This window comes from Agrobacterium sp. 10MFCol1.1 (genome assembly GCF_000381165.1).
In the GTDB taxonomy this organism is placed as follows: domain Bacteria; phylum Pseudomonadota; class Alphaproteobacteria; order Rhizobiales; family Rhizobiaceae; genus Agrobacterium; species Agrobacterium tumefaciens.
Window position 1 is genome coordinate 1 of record NZ_KB906083.1, and the last position, 19,877, is coordinate 19,877.

The following is a 19,877-nucleotide window of genomic DNA, read 5'->3' on the forward strand; positions in this document are numbered from 1 at the left end:
ACCGGCGATTACGCCCGGCAAAAGGGTGCGACCACCGCCGGCGTGCGGCCCGAGCACCTGACGCTGTCGAAAGAAACCGGCCTGTGGCAGGGCAAGGTCACGGTTGCCGAGCATCTCGGCTCCGACACCTTCCTCCACCTCGACGTCCCCGGCATCGGCCCCATCACCGCCAGAACCGACGGTGAATTCGAATGCAAACACGGCGATACTGTCTTCATCACACCAGATGATGCCAAAATCCACAGGTTCGATGACAAGGGCATCGCGATATGACGCGAAGACCGGAAGGCAAATCCGCGCTGCGTGCCGGGTACCTGTCATCCGGTCCTGGCACAAACAACGTTTCCCCTTCGAGGATCGTGACATGACATGCAAACTCTCCCTCGCCACGCTTGATGAAGCCAAAAAAACCGCGGCGATTCCGTCCTATTCCCGGGCCGATCTTTCCGCCGGAATCGTGCATTTCGGCGTCGGCAATTTCCACCGCGCCCATCAGGCGGTCTATCTGGACGACCTGTTCAACACCGGCGCGGACCACGACTTCGCCATCATTGGTGCGGGTGTACTGCCATCGGACGCGGTAATGCGCGAAAAACTTGCCGCCCAGGATTTCCTGACCACTGTCGTGGAGCAGGACAATAATCGCACCGGTGCGCGCGTCACCGGGCCAATGATCGACATTCTGAAGGTTGGCGATACCCAAGGCATTATCGACACGCTCGCAGATCCGAAAATCCGAATTGTTTCGATGACGATTACCGAAGGCGGTTATTTCATCGATGCTTCCGGCTCCTTCAATCCGCAGCATCCCGCGATTGCCGAGGATGGCAGGAACCCGTCTTCCCCGAAAACCGTGTTCGGCCTTATCGTTGCCGGGCTGAAGGCGCGGCGCGACAAGGGGCTTTCACCCTTCACCGTCATGTCCTGCGACAACATTCCCCATAATGGCAAGGTCACCAAAAATGCGGTGGTCGGTCTCGCCGCCTTGTTCGATCCGGCCTTCGCCAACTGGATCGGCGACAACGTCGCTTTCCCCAATTCGATGGTCGACCGCATCACCCCCGCCACGGGAGAGCGCGAACGCAATATCGCCCGTGACGATTTCGGCATCGAGGACAATTGGCCGGTCTTCTGCGAAGAGTTCAAGCAATGGGTGATGGAGGATAATTTCCCGGCGGGCCGACCGGCGCTCGAAAAGGCGGGCGTTCAGTTCGTCAACGATGTTGCGCCTTACGAGCACATGAAGATCCGCATCCTCAATGGCGGCCATGCGGCGATCGCCTATCCGGCAGCGCTGCTCGACATCCATTTCGTGCATGAGGCGATGGAGCATCCGCTGATCCGGGCGTTTCTGGCAAAGCTCGAAAAGGAAGAGATCATCCCGGTCATTCCGCCCGTGCCCGATACCGATCTTGGCGAATATTTCGGCCTGATCGAACGGCGTTTCCTCAACCCGAAAATCGGCGATACCATTCCGCGCCTCGCGCAGGATGGCTCCAACCGCCAGCCGAAATTCATCCTGCCCTCCACCGCCGACCGTCTGGCGCGCGGTGAAGATATCGTCGGTCTGTCACTGGTTTCAGCACTGTGGTGCCGTTATTTCTACGGCACCTCCGACAGCGGCAGGCAAATCACCTTCAACGACGCCAGCGCCGAGCGGCTACAGGCGGCGGCCACAAAGGCCAAGGACGACCCGATGGCCTTCCTTTCACTTGACGATATCTTCGGGGAGGTTGCCGAATCGGAGCTTTTCCGTAAACGCTTCTCTCATGCATTGACGACACTGTGGCACGAAGGCACGGCGAAGACCTTGCAGCTTTATCTGGATGACAAGCTGGCTGAAAAGTGACGTGAGATGCGAGACGGAACCGGACCTCTTCTGATTTTCGACTGCGACGGCGTTCTGGTCGACAGCGAGCCGGTCTCCATCTCGGTTCTTCTCGACATGCTATCCCATCTTGGCGTGGAGATGGGGGAGGAAGAGGCCTACAACCGCTTTCTCGGTCGCAGCGTTGCCAGCATGACGACGACTTTGTTTGAGGAATACGGTATCGAGACCGACATCGATTTTCTCGAGCATATGCGCGCGACGCTGTTTGAGCGTTTCCGCACCGAGTTGCGTCCCATCGACGGCATTGCCGAAACGCTGGACAGGCTGGTGGCCTTCAAACGCTGCGTTGCCTCCTCAAGTCAACCGGAACGCATCCGTTACTCGCTGGGGCTGACCGGTCTCATCGATAAATTTGAGCCGCATGTTTTCAGTGCCACCATGGTGAAGAACGGCAAGCCGGCACCCGACCTTTTCCTGCATGCGGCGAGGCAGATGGGCACTGATCCGCGTCAGTGCATCGTGATCGAGGACAGCCCGGCGGGCATTGCGGCGGCGAAGGCAGCAGGCATGGCGGTTTTTGCATTCACTGGCGGCTCGCATGCGCGGTTTCCGGCATTTCGCGAAAAGATCGCGGAGCTCGGGGCCAGTGCCACGTTTGACGCCATGGAAGATTTGGTTCAACTTATCGGCGATTATATGGGGAAGGGCGGTTTTGACAGCCAGGTGGAACGTGACGCAGGCTGAAGGAAACCATGCCTGCCACCGCCCGGAGGTCGTTACGCAAGGGATGGAACTGAAGTCTTGAAGCGTCAAAATCTCGTCGCTGTCGATGTCGGAACGGCGAGCGCCCGCGCCGGGATTTTCGACCCGACCGGCAGGCTTCTCGCCCGCTCAACCCATCCCATCCTGATGCAAAGGCCGCAGGAAAACCACGCCGAACACGATTCCACCGATATATGGAACGCCGTCTGCCTTGCGGTGAGAGCAGCGCTTGCCGATGCGGGTGTGTCACCCGACAGCATAGCCGCTATTGGTTTTGATGCTACCTGCTCGCTCGTTATCCGTGATGAGCGTGGGGAACCGGTTTCTGTCTCCGTCACGGGCAAAGACCGGTTCGACACCATCGTCTGGCTGGACCATCGGGCAATCGGCGAGGCCGACCGGCTGACGGCATCCGGCCACCGCGTGCTGGATTTCGCCGGCAAAAGCGTGTCACCGGAAATGCAGATGCCGAAGCTGATGTGGCTGAAGGCGAATTTGCCGGCAAGCTGGGCGCGCATGTCTTTCGCCTTCGATCTGGCGGATTTTCTGACATGGAAGGCAACCGGTTCCACCAAGCGTTCAAATTGCACGCAGACGGCGAAGTGGAATTTTCTGGCGCAGGAAAATCCCGGCTGGCAGGCGGATTATCTCAATCTTGCCGGGCTTGGCGATCTGAAACAGCGGGCAGGCCTGCCCGAAACGACCGTGATGCCGGGCACAGCCATCGGCCCGCTTTCGCCCGAGGCTGCCGCCGAACTCGGCCTTGACACCGGCTGTCAGGTGGCGGCGGGCATGATCGATGCTTACGCCGGCACGCTGGGTGCGCTTGGCGGATGCCTTTCTGATGATGTGGGTAAACATGTGGCGCTGATCGCCGGCACCTCCAGCTGCCTTGTCGCCATGTCCGAGCGGCAGATGCCAGGCCACAGCCTGTGGGGTCCCTATTGGCAGGCGGTGCTGCCCGGCCACTGGCTGGTGGAGGGCGGGCAATCTGCCACCGGCGCGCTGCTTGATCATATCGTGCGCATGCACGCGGCGGGCGGAGAGCCGGATACGGCGCTGCACGCCCGCATCGTTGCGCGGGTTACCGAATTGCGCGCGCTTGAGGGCGCGGCCTTTGCCGAACGGCTGCATGTACTGCCGGATTTCCACGGCAACCGCTCACCGCTTGCCGATCCGCATGCGGTGGGCGTCATCAGCGGGCTGACGCTCGATACATCCTTCGACAGTCTCTGCCGGCTCTACTGGCGCACTGCCGTGGCGATTGCGCTTGGTGCGCGCCATGTGCTGGATGCGATGGAGCGTTTCGGTTATGCCGTCGAAAGCCTGCACGTTACCGGCGGCCATGTGAAGAACCCGCTGTTGATGGAGCTTTACGCTGATGTGACCGGCAAGCGCATCGTCGTGCCCGCCACAGCCGACGCCGTTCTTCTCGGCACGGCAATGACGGCGGCAGCCGCCGGCGGTGTGCATGCGGGCCTTGCAGCGGCGGGTGCCGCCATGTATCCGGGCAATACGGAAATCCCAGGCAATCCGGCGCTCACACCGCTTTACGAGCGGGATTATCGCCGTTTTCTCGCCATGCACCGCCATCGCCAGGAGCTGGAAAGCCTCTGATCTTTGCCTACAACGGCAGGTAAGGTCGTGGCGGACGGGCGCGATCCGTTTCCTCCCGCCGAGGGTCAGATGCCAAGCGAGCGTTTCAGGCCGGTTAGGTTTTTCATGCGTGCCGTGCGCTGCTCGTCGGCTCCGGCAATCAGGCTGCAGAGTGTGAATTCCATCAGCGCAACGAGCTGCAGCAGGCCTTGCCCGCCGGTCTGGGTGTGCGGCATGGCCAGACAGATATCGGCGCTTTCCGGTCCCCATTCATAGAACCGGGTGGTGATCAACAGGGTTCTGTAGCCGCTCTTTCGCGCCGTCGCAGAAAGGCTCTGCAAGGGCGTGATGCTGCCGCCGCAATCCATGAGGATGAGAAGCGCTTCTGCGGGATCGAAGTCCCAAAGGGCGATATAGGCGGCGCTGTCGCTGCCGAGGAAGTGCACGCGTCTGCGATACTCCAGCAACCGCCCGTGAAAGTGCCTTCCGGTGCCAAGGCCTTCCGGTGACGTTGCCAGAAAAACATCTGCCGCCGAAGCGATCTCGCTCATGGCGACGCGCCATATCGGCTGGTCCGTCATTTCGAAAGCAGCCTGAATGGCCTGGATCTGTTGGGAAAGGAGTTGCGAAAACGGATTGGACTTCTGATCGCCGCTTTCAACAATAGCGGGCTGGTCCACGCCCGCGGTCTCTTCGGCGTGGCGCAGATCGATGCGAATATCGCTGAATTGCCTGTATCCGAGAGAGCGCAGAAAACGGCCAACCGTCATCGGACTGAGACTGAGCTTGGCAGCCAGCGTCTGCGCCGTCTCAAACGGCAATTCGTCCAGATGCTCGATCAGATATTTGGCGATCTTGCGCTCTGAAGGCGTACCGGCCTTCATGGCACGGGTCAGATTCAACAGTAGCTGTTCCACCAACGCCTCATTCTTTTATATTTATGAATGATGATGCATCCGCGCGCCCGGGCGAGCGTGCGAACCGCGACTTGTCGGTGGGGGCGAGCTTTTCCGGCCTTGTCCTCCACCGGACCGGAATGCGAATTCTAATAGATAGATTATTATATTTTAGAGACGTCTTTTATTCAAGGGAAATTCCATCAGCGGTTTAATTCCCAACAGCGACGTCTTCATTCCTGTCTTGCGGAGCGGATGGGCGGCGCCTATCTCTCCTGAACGCCAGTTTAAAACGCGAGAGGCGTCACAGGAGTTCCGAATGATTTTTAATGCGGCGAGGCTTGCCTTCAGCAATCTTTTTGCCACCGAGACCCGGTCGGTGTTCTGGAAGGTTCTGGGGCTGACGCTTCTGGTGCTGGCAGCGCTGTGGTTCGCCATCCGCTCTGTCTTCATCTATTTCGCCTTGCCGTGGGTGGATACGCTGATCCCCAGCGTGCCGGACTGGGCGGGATGGCTGACTTTCGTTTTCGCCATTTTCGCCGGAATCGGGCTGGCTTTGGCGTTGGCCTTGCTGATCTCGCCGGTCACTGCCGTTATTGCCGGATTGTTTCTCGACGATGTCGCCGAAGTCGTAGAGAAAAAGACCTATCCCGATGATCCACCGGGCAAGGCGATGCCCATCGGTGAGGCCGTGGTGTCATCGATCAAGTTCTTTGGCGTCGTCATTGCCGGCAACCTGATTGCGCTTTTGTTGCTGCTGGTGCCGGGCGTCAACCTCATCGCCTTTTTTCTGGTGAACGGTTATCTGCTGGGCCGGGAGTTCTTCGAATTTGCAGCCATGCGTTTCCGCTCGCCCGCTGACGCGCGGCTTTTCCGGCTGAAACACCGCACAACCGTGTTCATGGCCGGGCTGGTGATTGCAGCGTTCCTTGCAATCCCCTTCCTCAACCTTCTGACGCCGCTTTTTGCGGCTTCGATGATGGTGCATCTGCACAAGGCCGTCAGCCGGCGCGATCCGTCATTCGCCGCTGGCCGCACCGAACAATTGCGCGGGTAGTTCCACCAGCGGAGCTGGAATATCGAAGGTCTTTTCCGGTGATTTGCAGATATCGGCAATCACGCAGCGCTCGCATTCCGGTTTGCGCGCCTTGCAGCAATAACGCCCGTGCAGGATCAGCCAGTGATGGGCATGGAACAGATATTCTTCGGGAATGATGCGGACGAGCCGGTCTTCCACTTCATCCGGGGTTTTCCCCGGCGCAAGACAGAGCCGGTTGGCAATACGAAAAACATGGGTGTCCACGGCGAGTGTGGGCACACCGAAGGCCATCGACATCACCACATTGGCCGTCTTGCGGCCCACGCCGGGCAGGGTCACCAGCTCCTCGCGCGTCCTCGGCACCTCACCGCCGAAATTGTCGATCAGCATCTGTGACAAAGCGATAACGTTCTTGGCCTTGTTGCGGTAAAGCCCAATGGTCTTGATATGGCCGATCAGCTCCTCCTCGCCAAGTGCCAGCATTTTTTCCGGCGTATCGGCCACCTTGAACAGCGCCCGCGTCGCCCGGTTTACGCCCACATCGGTCGCCTGCGCCGAAAGCGCCACCGCCACCAGCAGGGTAAAGGGGTTGGTATGTTCCAGCTCGCCTTTCGGCTCCGGCCGCTGAATGGAGAAACGGCGGAAGATCTCGTTCAACTCGTCCTTCGAATAGATCGTCTTCACACGCGCCGGTCTGCGGGCGGATGTCGCATTTGACTTTTTCAATGTTTGGGTGCTGGATCGTTCTTTGGCGACTGTCATGACCTATCTATAGCCAGCCCGCCCTGAGGAAATCAACGTGGATACGCTCAACGATCAGCCGATTTTTGCGGCGGAACTCGTTCCGCACCGTTCGCTCGGAAGAAGAGGTTTCCGGCTCCTTCTCGCCTTGTCCGGGCTTGCCTGCCTCCTCCATGGCGGCTTTTTCCTCACCACTGGCGCATGGCCCGTCGGCCTGTTCCTCGGGCTGGATTTTCTGCTGCTTTATGTCGCCTTTCGCGCCAATTACCGGGCAGCGAAGGCGCGGGAAGAGGTGAGCGTCTCGCGCACCAGCCTGTCTATCCGCAAATTCTCCCCGACTGGCCGCGTCGTCGAGCATCGTTTCAACCCCTTCTGGGCCCGCTTCAGGGTTCAGCGGCACGAGGAAATCGGCATTGTCTCCATGCATGTAACGGGTGAAGGCAAGGCAACGGATATCGGCTCGTTTCTCAATCCGGATGACCGGGAAAGCTTCGCCAAGGCTTTCGGCGGTGCGTTGGCGACGGTGCGGCGGATGTGAGCGGATAATTCCGCTTAAAACCCGTCAATCGGCTCGAGGCCGGTATCTCGGCAGAAACTGAGTACGGCGCAAGAAACGGGTGGAGACCGACGCGCTTTGATGGTTTTCTGTGAGGCGTTAGGAGACATGCGATGAACGCCAATATCATGCTGAATGAAGACATCACCCCCATCGGTTCGGATTACGATACTGTGCGCGGGGTTATCGAGCTTTTGACGCTGGATTATCGCGACCAGCCCTCCCTTGAAGCCATCGCCGCAAGGCTCGGCCAGTCGCCGACGCAATTGCAGAAGACCTTCACCCGCTGGGCCGGTCTTTCCCCCAAGGCGTTTTTGCAGGCCGTAACGCTCGATCATGCCAAAAGGTTGTTGCGCGAAGAGGATCTGCCGCTGCTGGAAACCTCGATCGAGGTCGGCATGTCTGGGCCCGGCCGCCTGCACGATCTGTTCGTCACCCACGAGGCCATGTCTCCAGGCGAATGGAAGGCTAAGGGCGGTGGATTGACGATCCGGTACGGTTTCCATGTTTCACCCTTCGGTCTTGCATTGGTCATGGTGACCGATCGCGGCCTTGCCGGCTGCGCTTTCGCCGATCCCGGCGAGGAAAGAGCCTGTTTCGAGGACATGGCCGGTCGCTGGCCGAATGCGGATTATGTCGAGGATCGTGAAGCCACCGCGCCCTATGCCGCACGTATTTTCGAACCGACGCTGTGGTCGGCGGACCGGCCATTGCGGGTCGTGCTGCTCGGCACGGATTTTCAGGTGCGGGTATGGGAAAGCCTTCTGAAAATTCCCATGGGCCGCGCCGTTACCTATTCGCACATCGCCTGCGATATCGGCCAGCCAACTGCCTCCCGTGCGGTCGGTGCAGCTGTTGGCGCGAACCCGGTCTCCTTCGTCGTTCCTTGCCATCGCGCTGTGGGAAAAAGCGGGGCGCTCACGGGTTATCACTGGGGCCTTACCCGCAAACGGGCGATGTTGGGATGGGAAACAGGGAAGGTGTGAGGCAGCTCTCCCTCATCCCTGTGACAAGCGCAGAAATGAGGAACAGCCTGGGTCGCCTGTCGAGGCCTAAACCAGTTCCATCAATGCTCTTGCCGCCGCCTCGTCTGTAATCAGCGTATTGCATCCGATGCGCTTGATGGTGGCGCGGATGGCGATGGCGCGGTGGGCGCCGCCGGAGGCGAGCACGATGTGTTTGGCCTTGCGCAGCGTGTCTAGATCGATCGCCATGGCGCGCTCGTTGATCGGGTGATCGACGGAGCGGCCTTCCGCGTCGATGAAGTTGAACATGGTGTCGCAGACGCAGCCGGCATCGATGAGTTCCTGAAGCGTTTCCTTCGAAATGAAACCTTCCGACAGCGAAGTGGAATGCGGGCCGATATCGCCGCAGGATACGATGGCGAGGTCGAGCGTTTCGGCCAGATCATAAAGCGTGGCAAGTCCGCATTTCTCAATCAGCGCCCGTTTGGTCTCGACGGAGTCTACCAGCAGCGGTGCAAGGAACATGTAACATTCCGCCCCAAGCGCGCTTGCCAGCCGCCAGGTGTAATCAAGCGGGTTTGTCTGGTGCACGGCGACGATACCGCCGAGCAGCGAGACGACCTTGCAGTTTTCCCGGCGCGGCGGGCGAAAGCTGGATAGCGAGGCGGTCATGGTGCGGCCCCAACCGACGCCGATGGTGGCGTCGTTCGGCACCGCTTCGGAAAGGAATTGCCCGAGCGCCAGGCCAACGGCCTTGGCCGTGCCTTCGGCATTCGCCTTGCCGGGGGATGGGCCGGGGGAGGGAATGATCACCGCCTCATCCAGCCCATAAGCTGCCTCCAGCCTGCCGGCCAGTTCGACGAAATCCTCGATGCCCTCGTTGATCCAGATCTGTACTTCGGAGCGCTTCATCGCCTCGTCCAGAAGGCGTATGACGGTGGAGCGGCTGATGCCGAGCTTCTCGGCGACATCTTTCTGCGTCAAACCCTGATTATAGTAGAGCCATGCGGCACGCAGCCTCAGCGAAGCCGCTTCCGAATAGGCCGTATGGGTTTCTCTTCTCAGTTTCGCCACGGTTTTTGTCACTCTCTATTATGGGGCGGAGTATCGCAGGCATGAAACTTATGTCAATTGCGATGCGCAAATGTCTTGACTTTCGACCTTGCCGCTTGCGATAGTCGGAGCCGGACAAAACCGTGATTTCGGCCTTGGGCGCACCATGGTGCGGGAACGAAAAGACGGCTGTGCAAGTTTACAAGAGATCATGAAGGATCATTCGCCATGACGTCCAAACTCGAACAACTTCGCGCTATCACCACGGTCGTTGCCGATACCGGCGACATCGAGGCGGTTGCGCGCCTGAAGCCGGTGGATTGCACCACCAACCCCACCATCGTTCTGAAGGCGCTCGGCACCCCCGCTTTTGCGGATGCGGTGAAGGAAGCCGTTGCCTGGGCCAAGAAACAAGGCGGCCAGTCTGACGCTGTCGTTGCGGCCGTTGCCGACCGTCTTGCCATTTCCGTCGGTGCAGCCCTTGCAGGTCTGGTTCCCGGCCGCGTATCGACGGAAGTCGATGCCGACCTGTCCTTCGACACACAGGCCTCCATCACCAAGGCACGCCACATCATCGCCTCCTACAAGGAGCGCGGTATCGAGCGTGAACGCATCCTCATCAAGCTGGCTTCCACATGGGAAGGCATCAAGGCCGCGGAAGTCCTGCAGTCCGAGGGCATCGATTGCAACCTGACTCTGCTGTTCTCGCAGGCACAGGCCATCGCCTGCGCGGAAGCCAAAGCTTTCCTCATCTCGCCCTTCGTCGGCCGTATCCTCGACTGGTACAAGAAGTCGACCGGCGAGACCTACACTGCCGAGACCGATCCGGGCGTCGTTTCGGTGCGCAGCATCTACAATTATTACAAGGCTAATGGCATCGGCACCGTCGTCATGGGCGCATCGTTCCGTAATGTCGGCGAGATCGAAGCGCTTGCCGGTTGCGACCGCCTGACGATCAGCCCGGCGCTGCTGGAAGAGCTGGACAAGGACACCGGCACGCTTGAGCGCAAGCTTTCGCCCGACAATGTGAAGGCCGAGCCGCTGCAGTCGCTTGATGAAAAGGCTTTCCGTTGGGCAATGAACGAAGACGCGATGGCAACCGAGAAGCTCTCGGAAGGCATCCGCCTGTTCGCCAAGGATCTGGTAACGTTGCGCGAAATGGTCCGCAAGGAACTGACGCTGGCTGCCGCCTGATAACAGAAAGGGGAACCATCCCGGTCCCCTTTGCGTTTAAGATACAGAAATCTCCAGTCACTTTAAACGCGATCGGTCCCTGCCGGTCGCGTTTTTTTTGTGCGTCTCAGATGGTTCCCTGACCCGTCGCCACTTCGGAAATGCGCCTTGCCGCATCGCGGATCAGTACCTCGCAGGCCTCGGGCGTCGGGGCCTTGCCGCCAAGCGGGGTGATATAGGGGCAGGTGATGACGGCAAGTGCGGTACCATCAAGTGTCAGTACGGGGGCGGAGATATTGCGCACGCCTGCGGTTTGCATGCTGTCCATGGATTCGAAGCCATTCCTGCGAACTTCCGCCAGCCGCTCCTCAAGGTCTGAAGGCTCGGTTTCCCCGCCACCGCGCACCTGCTCGGTGATCATGATCTTGCGCTGTACCTCGTTCTGGAAGGCCAGCAGCACATGGCCGGAACCGGTCTGGAAGAGGCTCATCTGCGCGCCCACCCGCATGGACATCGCCCAATAGGTGGAGGACTCCTGTTGGGCGATGACGACAACACTGCCGCGGTCGTAAACGGCCAGATGACAGGCCTGCTCGGCGCTTGCGGAAAAATCGCGCATCACCGGGGCTGCGAAAGAGACCAGCCGGCGCACCGGCGCGTGAAAATGTGCGAGCCCGAACATTTTCAGCGTCAGCGAAAACCGGTCACCCTCCAGCCGCTGTACGTAACCACGGCGCACTAGGCGGTCCAGCATGCGGTAAAGCTCGTTCGGGGTTTTGCCTATGGCCTTGGCAATCTCGATCTGCGTCAGCCCGCCATCCGTGCGGGCGAGAAGCTCGAGAATGTCCAGACCCTTGTCGAGGGCGGGGGCGCGATATCTTTCGCTGTCGTCTTCGGTCATCTTGCCTCGGTGGCGTTTTGCAGGATTGCCTGGCGGGAAATGCACTTTTTAAATACCGTTGCCGCACGCTGCCGTTTTGCGCAAGCCTGCTTGACGTTACATGAATACCGCGTTTACATATGAATTGTCGATCCATATTTGAGATCAATGAAATTCACTGGCGAAATTCAGCGGCTCGGCCCCAGCGGGCGGGTGCGCCGTAGCGGGAGGCTATTCATGGTGCAGGATTTTAACGGGCGGACAGTGGTGATCACTGCAGCCGGCCAGGGTATCGGCCGTGCGACGGCGGAGCGATTCATATCGCTCGGTGCGCGCGTCATCGCCACTGATATCAACGAGCAGGCGCTCTCGACCCTGAAAGGTGCGGAAACGCGGGTTCTGAACGTGCTGGATGGCGACGGTGTGAAGGCTTTTGCTGCCGATATCGGCCATGCGGATGTTCTGTTCAACTGCGCCGGTTTCGTTCATTCCGGCACCATTCTCGATTGCGAGGAAAAGGACTGGGATTTCTCCTTCGATCTCAATGCCAAGGCCATGTACCGCACCTGCCGCGCCTTTCTGCCAGGCATGCTGGAAAAGGGTAAGGGCGCAATCGTCAACATGTCCTCCGTCGCATCCAGCGTGAAGGGCGTGCCGAACCGTTTCGCCTACACCGCCTCCAAGGCGGCGGTTGTCGGTCTGACCAAGGCAATTGCTGCTGATTTCGTCACCAAGGGTATTCGCTGCAACGCCATTTGCCCAGGCACAGTGGATAGCCCGTCCTTGCACGACCGCCTGCGCGCCACCGGCAATTACGAACAGGCCCTGGCCGACTTCATTGCCCGCCAGCCTATGGGCCGCATTGCCACGCCGGAAGAAATCGCCGCACTCGTCACCTATCTCGCTTCGGATGAGGCAGGTTTCACCACTGGCCAGATCCATGTGATCGACGGTGGCTGGACAGGCTGATAATTCCATACGGGAGAGAGGAGAAGGCGACCGGCCCAAAAGCCGGTCGCCTTTTTTATTACGCCACCACGCTTCCAGCGATCAGTGCAAGCACGAGGAAGACCAGGAAGATCACGACGGCGATGAAGAACAGGATACGGGCAATGCCCGACGCCGCTGCCGAAATGCCGGTAAAGCCGAATACGCCCGCGATCAACGAAATAACAAAGAAAATAAGAGCCCATTTCAGCATGGAGCTTCCCCTTTCGCTTAATTTTCATGAGTTTGCCGCTTGAGGGCAAGCTCATGAAAATGACGCGCAAAAGGCGAAAATGTTCCACGCGCCCGCAAAAATCGTTCTTTTACACTACCGTTTCATTGGCGGCGTCGATCCGGCGGGCCTTGAGGCTGGTGCGAATGAATGTCGCGACGAATGCCAGGCTCATGAACAGTACAATGGTCGGGGCCGGCGCGCTGTCGATCAGGAAGCTTAGCCATATTCCTGCAAGCGAAGAGAGAACCGCAACCGAGATGGCGACCAGGAGCATGGCGGAAAAGCGCCGCGCCAGCAGGAAGGCGATGGCGCCGGGGGTGACCAGCATTGCGACGGAGAGGATGATACCCACAGCCTTCAGCGCGCCGACCACGGCAAGCGACAAAACCATGAGCAGACCGTAATGCAGGATGCGAACGGGCAGGCCGATTGCCTTGGCATGCTGCGGATCGAAGGCATTGACCAGCAGGTCTTTGCGCAGCACCCCGAGAAACAGGGTGGCAAAAAGCGCGATCAGCCCGGTCTCCAGCATGTCTGAAGGCGCAATGCCCAGCATGTCGCCGAAGAGGATGTGATCCAGATGCATGTCGCTCTGCACCTTCACGTAAAGCACCAGACCCAGCCCGAACATGCCGGAAAAGACGATGCCGAGCACCGTGTCTTCCTTGATGCGGCTATTTTCCTTGATGAAACCGGTGCCGAGAGCGCAGATCATACCGGCGGTGAAGGCGCCGATGGAAAGGGGAATTCCGGCAATGTAGGCAATCACCACGCCGGGCAGCACGGCGTGCGAAACTGCGTCCCCCATCAGCGACCAGCCCTTCAGCACCAGAAAACACGAGAGCATGGCCATCGGCACGGCAATCATCAGGGTGATGATGAAGGCATATTGCATGAAGGGCAGCTGAAACGGCAGGATGGCGAGTTCGAGATATTCGCTCATTGCGTTTCTCCCAGTGCCTTGCGGGCTTTGGCGCGCGAAGCGAGCAGCCCGTGTTTGGGTGCAAACACGAAAGCGGAAAGGAAGATCGCTGTTTGCAACACGACGATAACGCCGCCGGTGGCGCCATCCAGGAAGTAGCTGAGATAAGCGCCGACGAAGCTGGTGGTCGCGCCGATCACAAGGCTCATCAGGATCAGCCGCTCGAAACGGTCGGTCAGAAGATAGGCGGTCGCGCCTGGTGTCACCACCATGGCAACGACAAGGAAGGCGCCGACGGTTTGAAGGGCTGCAACCGTGGAGGCGGCAAGCAGGGTGAAGAAGATCACTTTCAGCACTTCCGGTTTCAGCCCCACTGTGCGGGCATGGTTCTCATCGAAGAACACAACCATGAAGTCGCGCCATTTCAGCGCCAGTACGATGAGGCTGATGCCGCCGATCAGGGCAAGCTGGATCGTGTCTTCGGTGGTAATTGCCAGAATATTGCCAAGCACGATGGTCTGGATATTGATCGAGGTGGGCGACAGCGACACCATGAACAGCCCCAGCCCGAAGAACGAGGTGAAGATCAGGCCGATGATTGCGTCTTCCTTGAGCCGGGTTTTCTGATTGAGGAACAGCATCGAGCCAGCCGCAAGCCCGCCGGAAAGAAAGGCGCCGAGCGAAAAGGGCAGCCCCAGCATATAAGCGCCCGCAACGCCGGGAACGATGGCGTGCGAGAGCGCGTCGCCGATCAGCGACCAGCCCTTTAGCATAAGATAAGCGGAAAGAAAGCCGCACACGCCGCCCACAAGTGCGCTGACCCAGATGGCATTCAGCATGTAGCCATAGGTGAAAGGCTCAAGAAGGCTGTTTATCATCGGCTTTTTCCTTCGGAGCCTGCGGATCATGTCCGTTCTGGCCGTTCTTTCCGTAGATCACGAAAGGCCGCTCATCGTCGGTAATCACCTTCACCCGGCGCGGATCGGCATCATCATGCAGTTCGGCCCCGCCGAGAACGAAGTGGCGCAAGCTGCCGCCAAAGGCTTTTTGCAGGTTCTCTTCGTTAAAGGTGTCCGCTGTTTTGCCCGACGCGAGAACAGTACCCTTGACGAAGACGGCGCGATCGCAGAATTCCGGTACGCTACCGAGATTATGGGTGGAAACCAGCATGACGCGGCCCTCGTCACGCAGTGCCTTCAACAGCGCGACGATCTGTTCTTCCGTCGTCACGTCGACGCCGGTGAAGGGTTCATCCAGCAGGATAACCTGACCTTCCTGCGCCAGCGCGCGGGCCAGAAACACCCGCTTCTTCTGTCCGCCGGAAAGCTCGCCGATCTGCCGCTTGCGATAATCAAGCATATTGACGCGCGTCAGCGCTCTCTCGACCATCTCGTGATCGTGTTTCGACGGAATACGGAAGAAGTTCATGTGGCCGTAACGGCCCATCATCACCACATCCTCAACCAGTACGGGAAAACTCCAGTCCACCTCTTCAGCTTGCGGCACATAGGCGACGAGGTTTTTTCTGAGTGCATCCTTCACGGGTAGGTCGAAAATAGAGACAGAACCGGTGGCCAACGGCACAAAACCCATGATTGCCTTGAAAATCGTGGACTTGCCGGCGCCGTTGACGCCGACAAGTGCAGTGATCGTACCGCGTGGAATGGAAAAGCTGGCATTTCTTAATGCGGTGTGGCCGTTGCGATAGGTCACTGTCGCATTTTGAACCGTCAGGCCGCCGCCGCTTTTTTTGCTGCCCATTCTCATGAAGACAGTCCTTTGGCGATGGTGCTGCTCGTCACGCGCAGCAGGTCGAGATAGGTCGGAACAGGGCCGTCGGCCTCGCTCAGCGAATCCACGTAGAGTATGCCGCCATAGGCCGCTCCGGTTTCCTTGGCCACCTGCCGGGCGGGATCGGCGGAAACCGTGCTTTCGCTAAAGATGACCTGAATATTATGTTCGCGCATGGCGTCGATCACGCCGCGCACCTGTTGCGGCGTACCCTGGCTGTCGGCATTGACCGGCCACAGGAACAGTTCCTTCAGCCCGAAATCCCGGGCGAGATAGGAGAACGCCCCTTCGCTCGTTACCAACCACCGCTTGTTCTCAGGAAGCGCGGAAAGCTCATCGCGGATGGGCTGCACGGTGGCACGGATCTTGTCGGAATAGGCCTTGGCATTGGCGGCGTAAATTTCGGCGTGGGCGGGATCTATTCCAGCGAGTCCCTTGCGGATATTTTCCACATAGATCAAGGCGTTATCGGGTGACATCCAGGCATGCGGGTTCGGTTTCCCCTGATACGCCCCGCCATTTATCGCCATCGGTTCGATGCCGTCGCTGACAGTCACATCAGGCACGCCTGAAAGATTGGCCAGAAACTTCTCGAACCACAATTCCAGATTGAGGCCGTTGCGCAGCACCAGATCGGCCTTGCGGGCCTTGAGAATGTCGCGAGGCGTCGGCTGGTAGTTGTGAATTTCAGCGCCTGGCTTGGTGATGCTCTCCACCTCTGCCGCATCGCCCGCCACATTGCGCGCCATATCGGCAATGATCGTGAAGGTGGTCACCACCTTCGGTTTTTCCTGCGCGACAGCCGCAGCAGGCAGGAAAAGCGAAAAAGCAAAAAGGGCATGGCGGATTTTATGGAGATTCACGTCTGTCACCGATTTTTGTTGCGATCAACTCGCAACACCATCTGTCATGGAATCACACTTGTCAACGCTATTGCAAATCATTCGCAATTTAGCGGATTTCAAAAATGTCTGAAAATGGTGCGCTTTTGCCCGCACGGCGCCGGGGGGATTAAACTTTTTTCAATGAGAAAGCGGCACTATCGCAAGGCTCGGACAACGAGGTCCCGAGCTTATCCCGCGTGTGTTCCTCATCCTTCGAGCCACGTTCCGGGGTGAGGGCGATAGGCGGGGTACTGAATGTCAGGATTTTGCGCGTGAAGGCTGTATTCGGACGAATGCGGTTTTCGCGCAAACTCGTTATGATCGGAGGCGGGATCCTGCTTTTGGCGGGTGCGACCGGTTCTGCTGCCGTGTTTATCGGCAGCGAGCGGCTGCTCGGGTCCACCTATGCCTCCGCGAACGGGCTTTCCTGCGACGCAGTCCAGACAGTCAACATCCGCAAGAACGGTTCCCTGTGGGTCCGCAAATTCATTCGTACTGACGGCGGCAACGGCACGGACCGGTTGAAAACGGCGCTGCGTGTCGCCAGGGCGGTTTACGACAAACAGAAGCCTGATCTGGTCCAGGTTTCCGTGCTGGATAAAAACGGCCCGCAATTGCGCTCGGAAATGCGTGGCCGCGCCATCGCGGCCCAAGTGGTCTTCATTGCCGACCCGGCGAAAATTCCCGAAGGCGCCGATGCCCAGCGTTATTCCGCCTTTTATTACGATGGTGCATCAAACGGCAGCGGCCAGTTTTACGGGCTGCGCATCGATCTGCCGCTGGAAGATGCCGAAGCAATGGCCGCAAGCCTGAGCGATGCCACCGACTGCGCAACCCCCGCTTCGGACGCCGCACCCGAAGGGCATGGCGGAAAAGCCGCAAAAGGCGCGGGCGGACACGGCGAAACCAAGGGCGAAGGCGGCGGCGGCCACGACGCTGCGCCGGCGCAAACGCATGAGGGCGGACCCGGTGCGGAAGCCCACGGCGAACCCGTAGCCGACGAAGAACTTCTGACCTCGACCCCGGAAGCCGATGGCGGCAGCATCTTCAGCATCAGCTATCTGAAATCACTGATCTTCGGAAAAGGCACAACGACCGCGCAGGCGGCGGAAGAGAAGCTGGCCGAGAGCGCGCCTGCGGAAGAGCCGGCTGCGGGGAAGACGAAGACGGGGCATTAGTTGCCAAGTCCCTGCCCTAGATCGTTTTAAGAGCGGTGGTCGAAGATCATGGACCCTATCGAACAAAACCTCGTTAACTGGAAAGAATCGCTTTTCGCAAGCATTCCTGTTGGTGGATTGCTGTCTCGCAACTCGGTTGTCTACAAATGGAAAGCAGCTTTCCGAATATGGATGCTCAGAGAAGCCATCTTTTGGCGATTGAGCGACCTAATGACACAGTCCTATGCGTTGCATAAGCAGGGACATGGTTTGGGAGCGCGTATCTTGTTGCGGAGCGGGTTTGAGACCCTTGCGACGTTAATTTACCTAAACCAACTCATGCAAGATGTGCTCGAGGCGAAGTTAAACTTTCACACGTTCGGAGAAAAAACGGCCGTTTTGTTGCTTGGGTCGCGGAATAACGCTGATATGCCATATTCGCTAAACATCGTTACAGTTCTGAATAAATGCGACAAGCGTTACCCCGGAATAATGGCGCTGTATGCCGATCTTTCCGAAAGCTCCCACCCAAGCTACGAAGGGCTGTGTATGGGGTACTCCAAGATTGACCATGAGGAGTACGAAACACATTTCTCTAATCGGTGGATGGAGATATTTGGGAGCCGCCACCTAGGGTCGATGGAACTGTGCATGGAAACGTTCCACCACGAATATAACGACGTATGGCCTTGTCTTATCGAAAAACTTGAGGGCTGGATTGAGGCGAACGACGCGGAGCTAGAGGCGACGAAAAATTCTAAGGATGTTCCTTAAGGGCGGCCGACCGGCCGCCCAGGTTTGGATTATACCCTATACGATCAGTCCGCCTTGTTGCGGCGGGCCGGGAAGAGGATGACGTCGCGGATCGAGGGGGCGTTGGTCAGGAGCATGATCAGACGATCGACACCGATGCCGAGGCCGCCGGCGGGTGGCATGCCCTGATCGATGGCGTCGAGGAATTCGTCGTCCAGCTGCTTGTCCTTTTCACCGCGGGCATGGGCCTGCTCAAGCTGCTCCACCATGCGGCGGCGCTGCTCTTCGGGATCGTTGAGTTCGGAGAAGGCATTGCCCACTTCCCAGGCGTTGCAATAGCTCTCAAAACGCTCAACGAGGCGCGGTTCGCCCGGCACTTCCTTGGCGAAGGGCGAGATATCCTTCGGGAAATGCGTGACGTGGCTCGGCTGGATAAGCGTACCTTCGACCTTCTCTTCGAAGATGAAGGCAAGGCATTCGCCCCAGGTCCAGTCCTTCTCGACGGCAAAACCGGCAGCCTTGGCGGCGGCGCGGGCTTCCTCGTCAGTCTTGATCGCAAGGAAGTCGATGCCGGTCGCTTCCTTCACCGCATCAGGCATGGGCACGCGCTTGAACGGACCCTTGAAGGAAATTGTCTGGCCCTGGAATTCCACCTCGGTCGTGCCGTGCAGGGCAATCGCCAGCGTCTCGAACAGACGCTCTACGAGACCCATGATGTCTTCGTAGTCGGCATAGGCCCAATAGCACTCCATCATGGTGAATTCAGGATTGTGCCTTGTGGAAACGCCTTCGTTGCGGAAGTTGCGGTTGATTTCGAACACCTTGTCGGAAAGGCCTGATACCAGCGTGCGCTTCAGGAACAGTTCCGGCGCGATGCGCAGATACATGTCCATCTTCAGCGTGTTGTGGAAGGTCTTGAACGGATCGGCCGTCGCACCGCCATAAACTGTCTGCAGCATCGGCGTTTCCACTTCGAGGAAGCCTTCGGCCTCCATGAAGCGACGGATGCCGGACAGGATCTTGGAGCGCTGCAGGAAGCGCAGCTTGGAGTCCTCGTTCGCCAGAATATCGAGATGGCGCTTGCGGTAACGCAGCTCGATATCGGAGACACCGTGCCATTTTTCCGGCATCGGCAGCAGCGACTTGGTGAGCATGGTGATTTCTTCGGCGTTGATCGTCAGCTCGCCGCGCTTGGTGCGGCGCACCTTGCCGGTTACGCCGATGATGTCGCCAATGTCGATCATCGGCAGAAGATTGCGCGCCGTTTCCGGCGTCGTATCTTTGTGAGAGAAGATCTGCACCTTGCCCGAGGCGTCATGGATATCCATGAACATGCCGGAATTGCGCGACGAATAAACGCGGCCCGCCACCGTTACCGTGTCGCCGGTTTCCGTGTCCGGTTCGATATCGGCATATTTTTCCGCCAGCTCCGCATTGGTCAGCGTGCGATGGAAATGCGCCGGATAGACATCGCCGATCTGCTCGCGCAGCAGCGCAAGTTTCTGGCGGCGCACTTCGGTGGCGTCGGAGGAAAGGGCGGTGGTTTCGGTTGTCTTGTCGTTCATTGTTCAATCCTGTTGCGGCGTTGCCGCGGCGACAATTGCCTCCCGTATCCCTCATTCCTGTGCTTGTCACAGGAATCCAGTGCGCCCAAGT

The 19,877-nt window shown here is 58.8% G+C and carries 21 protein-coding genes; 11 read left to right on the top strand and 10 right to left on the bottom strand.

Annotation, left to right across the window (positions count from 1 at the left end):
• The 4 genes from F617_RS27280 to F617_RS0123465 form a co-directional block, all read left to right on the top strand.
• On the top strand, positions 1–273 hold a 273-nt coding region (locus F617_RS27280; RefSeq protein WP_034501911.1), incomplete at its 5' end, for a TOBE domain-containing protein.
• A gap of 91 nt (positions 274–364) precedes the next feature.
• Entirely contained in the window at positions 365–1,849 is a 1,485-nt protein-coding gene (locus F617_RS0123455; RefSeq protein ID WP_019566947.1) for a mannitol dehydrogenase family protein, read from the top strand.
• Positions 1,850–1,855: 6 nt separating this feature from the next.
• Positions 1,856–2,575, top strand: a complete 720-nt coding sequence (locus F617_RS0123460; RefSeq protein ID WP_019566948.1) for an HAD family hydrolase — start codon at positions 1,856–1,858, stop codon at positions 2,573–2,575.
• 57 nt (positions 2,576–2,632) lie between these two features.
• Complete coding sequence (locus tag F617_RS0123465; protein ID WP_019566949.1) at positions 2,633–4,210, top strand: FGGY-family carbohydrate kinase; 1,578 nt, start codon at positions 2,633–2,635, stop codon at positions 4,208–4,210.
• Between the two features lie 65 nt (positions 4,211–4,275).
• On the opposite strand, the gene F617_RS0123470 is transcribed toward F617_RS0123465, so the two are convergent.
• Positions 4,276–5,109 carry a MurR/RpiR family transcriptional regulator gene (locus F617_RS0123470; protein ID WP_025595058.1) on the bottom strand — a complete coding sequence of 278 codons (834 nt, stop codon included), beginning with the start codon at positions 5,107–5,109 and terminating at the stop codon, positions 4,276–4,278.
• 295 nt (positions 5,110–5,404) lie between these two features.
• On the opposite strand from F617_RS0123470, the gene F617_RS0123475 reads away from it, so the two are divergent.
• Positions 5,405–6,142, top strand: coding sequence for a sulfate transporter family protein (locus F617_RS0123475; protein ID WP_003516176.1), 738 nt, complete (start codon positions 5,405–5,407; stop codon positions 6,140–6,142).
• Here the strand turns inward: F617_RS0123475 and nth are convergent.
• Positions 6,104–6,886, bottom strand: coding sequence for an endonuclease III (nth, locus tag F617_RS0123480; RefSeq protein ID WP_019566950.1), 783 nt, complete (start codon positions 6,884–6,886; stop codon positions 6,104–6,106). The genes F617_RS0123475 and nth overlap by 39 nt on opposite strands.
• A 37-nt stretch (positions 6,887–6,923) precedes the next feature.
• Between nth and F617_RS0123485 the strand changes: the two genes are divergently transcribed.
• Complete coding sequence (locus F617_RS0123485; protein WP_003516181.1) at positions 6,924–7,403, top strand: DUF2244 domain-containing protein; 480 nt, start codon at positions 6,924–6,926, stop codon at positions 7,401–7,403.
• Positions 7,404–7,534: 131 nt separating this feature from the next.
• Positions 7,535–8,407, top strand: a complete 873-nt coding sequence (locus F617_RS0123490) for a bifunctional helix-turn-helix domain-containing protein/methylated-DNA--[protein]-cysteine S-methyltransferase (RefSeq protein ID WP_003516183.1) — start codon at positions 7,535–7,537, stop codon at positions 8,405–8,407.
• 66 nt (positions 8,408–8,473) lie between these two features.
• Here the strand turns inward: F617_RS0123490 and F617_RS0123495 are convergent, their stop codons facing one another.
• Positions 8,474–9,460, bottom strand: coding sequence for a sugar-binding transcriptional regulator (locus tag F617_RS0123495; RefSeq protein WP_003516185.1), 987 nt, complete (start codon positions 9,458–9,460; stop codon positions 8,474–8,476).
• Between the two features lie 207 nt (positions 9,461–9,667).
• Between F617_RS0123495 and tal the strand changes: the two genes are divergently transcribed.
• Positions 9,668–10,633, top strand: a complete 966-nt coding sequence (gene tal, locus F617_RS0123500) for a transaldolase (protein ID WP_019566951.1) — start codon at positions 9,668–9,670, stop codon at positions 10,631–10,633.
• A gap of 106 nt (positions 10,634–10,739) precedes the next feature.
• Here tal and F617_RS0123505 read toward each other — a convergent pair whose 3' ends face one another.
• Positions 10,740–11,513 (bottom strand): IclR family transcriptional regulator, encoded by a 774-nt coding sequence (locus tag F617_RS0123505; RefSeq protein WP_019566952.1) that lies wholly within the window; start codon positions 11,511–11,513, stop codon positions 10,740–10,742.
• A gap of 216 nt (positions 11,514–11,729) precedes the next feature.
• Between F617_RS0123505 and F617_RS0123510 the strand changes: the two genes are divergently transcribed.
• A complete protein-coding gene (locus tag F617_RS0123510; protein WP_013762314.1) occupies positions 11,730–12,461 on the top strand; it encodes an SDR family oxidoreductase in 732 nt (243 codons plus the stop codon).
• Between the two features lie 58 nt (positions 12,462–12,519).
• Here F617_RS0123510 and F617_RS0123515 read toward each other — a convergent pair whose 3' ends face one another.
• From F617_RS0123515 to F617_RS0123535, 5 genes are all read right to left on the bottom strand, one after another.
• Complete coding sequence (locus F617_RS0123515) at positions 12,520–12,693, bottom strand: DUF1328 domain-containing protein (RefSeq protein WP_003516193.1); 174 nt, start codon at positions 12,691–12,693, stop codon at positions 12,520–12,522.
• 109 nt (positions 12,694–12,802) lie between these two features.
• Positions 12,803–13,657, bottom strand: coding sequence for a metal ABC transporter permease (locus F617_RS0123520; protein WP_019566953.1), 855 nt, complete (start codon positions 13,655–13,657; stop codon positions 12,803–12,805).
• Positions 13,654–14,514, bottom strand: coding sequence for a metal ABC transporter permease (locus F617_RS0123525; protein WP_019566954.1), 861 nt, complete (start codon positions 14,512–14,514; stop codon positions 13,654–13,656). The genes F617_RS0123520 and F617_RS0123525 overlap by 4 nt, the downstream gene beginning before the upstream one ends.
• Complete coding sequence (locus tag F617_RS0123530; RefSeq protein ID WP_026331039.1) at positions 14,495–15,403, bottom strand: manganese/iron ABC transporter ATP-binding protein; 909 nt, start codon at positions 15,401–15,403, stop codon at positions 14,495–14,497. The genes F617_RS0123525 and F617_RS0123530 overlap by 20 nt, the downstream gene beginning before the upstream one ends.
• Positions 15,400–16,290 (bottom strand): metal ABC transporter substrate-binding protein, encoded by an 891-nt coding sequence (locus tag F617_RS0123535; RefSeq protein ID WP_013762318.1) that lies wholly within the window; start codon positions 16,288–16,290, stop codon positions 15,400–15,402. Before F617_RS0123535 ends, F617_RS0123530 begins: the two co-directional genes overlap by 4 nt.
• Positions 16,291–16,604: 314 nt before the next feature.
• Between F617_RS0123535 and F617_RS0123540 the strand changes: the two genes are divergently transcribed.
• Positions 16,605–17,489, top strand: a complete 885-nt coding sequence (locus F617_RS0123540; RefSeq protein WP_019566956.1) for a hypothetical protein — start codon at positions 16,605–16,607, stop codon at positions 17,487–17,489.
• Positions 17,490–17,537: 48 nt separating this feature from the next.
• Positions 17,538–18,242, top strand: a complete 705-nt coding sequence (locus tag F617_RS0123545; RefSeq protein WP_019566957.1) for a hypothetical protein — start codon at positions 17,538–17,540, stop codon at positions 18,240–18,242.
• Positions 18,243–18,286: 44 nt separating this feature from the next.
• Here the strand turns inward: F617_RS0123545 and lysS are convergent, their stop codons facing one another.
• Positions 18,287–19,786, bottom strand: coding sequence for a lysine--tRNA ligase (gene lysS / locus F617_RS0123550; protein ID WP_013762320.1), 1,500 nt, complete (start codon positions 19,784–19,786; stop codon positions 18,287–18,289).
• Between the last annotated feature and the right edge of the window lie 91 nt (positions 19,787–19,877).

Bases quoted from the DNA above. Each gene is read 5' to 3' on its own strand.
- F617_RS0123455 (WP_019566947.1), top strand. From the start codon at position 365: ATGACATGCAAACTCTCCCTCGCCACGCTTGATGAAGCCAAAAAAACC.
- F617_RS0123460 (WP_019566948.1), top strand. From the start codon at position 1,856: ATGCGAGACGGAACCGGACCTCTTCTGATTTTCGACTGCGACGGCGTT.
- F617_RS0123475 (WP_003516176.1), top strand. From the start codon at position 5,405: ATGATTTTTAATGCGGCGAGGCTTGCCTTCAGCAATCTTTTTGCCACC.
- nth (WP_019566950.1), bottom strand. From the start codon at position 6,886: ATGACAGTCGCCAAAGAACGATCCAGCACCCAAACATTGAAAAAGTCA.
- F617_RS0123490 (WP_003516183.1), top strand. From the start codon at position 7,535: ATGAACGCCAATATCATGCTGAATGAAGACATCACCCCCATCGGTTCG.
- tal (WP_019566951.1), top strand. From the start codon at position 9,668: ATGACGTCCAAACTCGAACAACTTCGCGCTATCACCACGGTCGTTGCC.
- F617_RS0123505 (WP_019566952.1), bottom strand. From the start codon at position 11,513: ATGACCGAAGACGACAGCGAAAGATATCGCGCCCCCGCCCTCGACAAG.
- F617_RS0123510 (WP_013762314.1), top strand. From the start codon at position 11,730: ATGGTGCAGGATTTTAACGGGCGGACAGTGGTGATCACTGCAGCCGGC.
- F617_RS0123515 (WP_003516193.1), bottom strand. From the start codon at position 12,693: ATGCTGAAATGGGCTCTTATTTTCTTTGTTATTTCGTTGATCGCGGGC.
- F617_RS0123520 (WP_019566953.1), bottom strand. From the start codon at position 13,657: ATGAGCGAATATCTCGAACTCGCCATCCTGCCGTTTCAGCTGCCCTTC.
- F617_RS0123525 (WP_019566954.1), bottom strand. From the start codon at position 14,514: ATGATAAACAGCCTTCTTGAGCCTTTCACCTATGGCTACATGCTGAAT.
- F617_RS0123530 (WP_026331039.1), bottom strand. From the start codon at position 15,403: ATGAGAATGGGCAGCAAAAAAAGCGGCGGCGGCCTGACGGTTCAAAAT.
- F617_RS0123540 (WP_019566956.1), top strand. From the start codon at position 16,605: ATGCGGTTTTCGCGCAAACTCGTTATGATCGGAGGCGGGATCCTGCTT.
- F617_RS0123545 (WP_019566957.1), top strand. From the start codon at position 17,538: ATGGACCCTATCGAACAAAACCTCGTTAACTGGAAAGAATCGCTTTTC.
- lysS (WP_013762320.1), bottom strand. From the start codon at position 19,786: ATGAACGACAAGACAACCGAAACCACCGCCCTTTCCTCCGACGCCACC.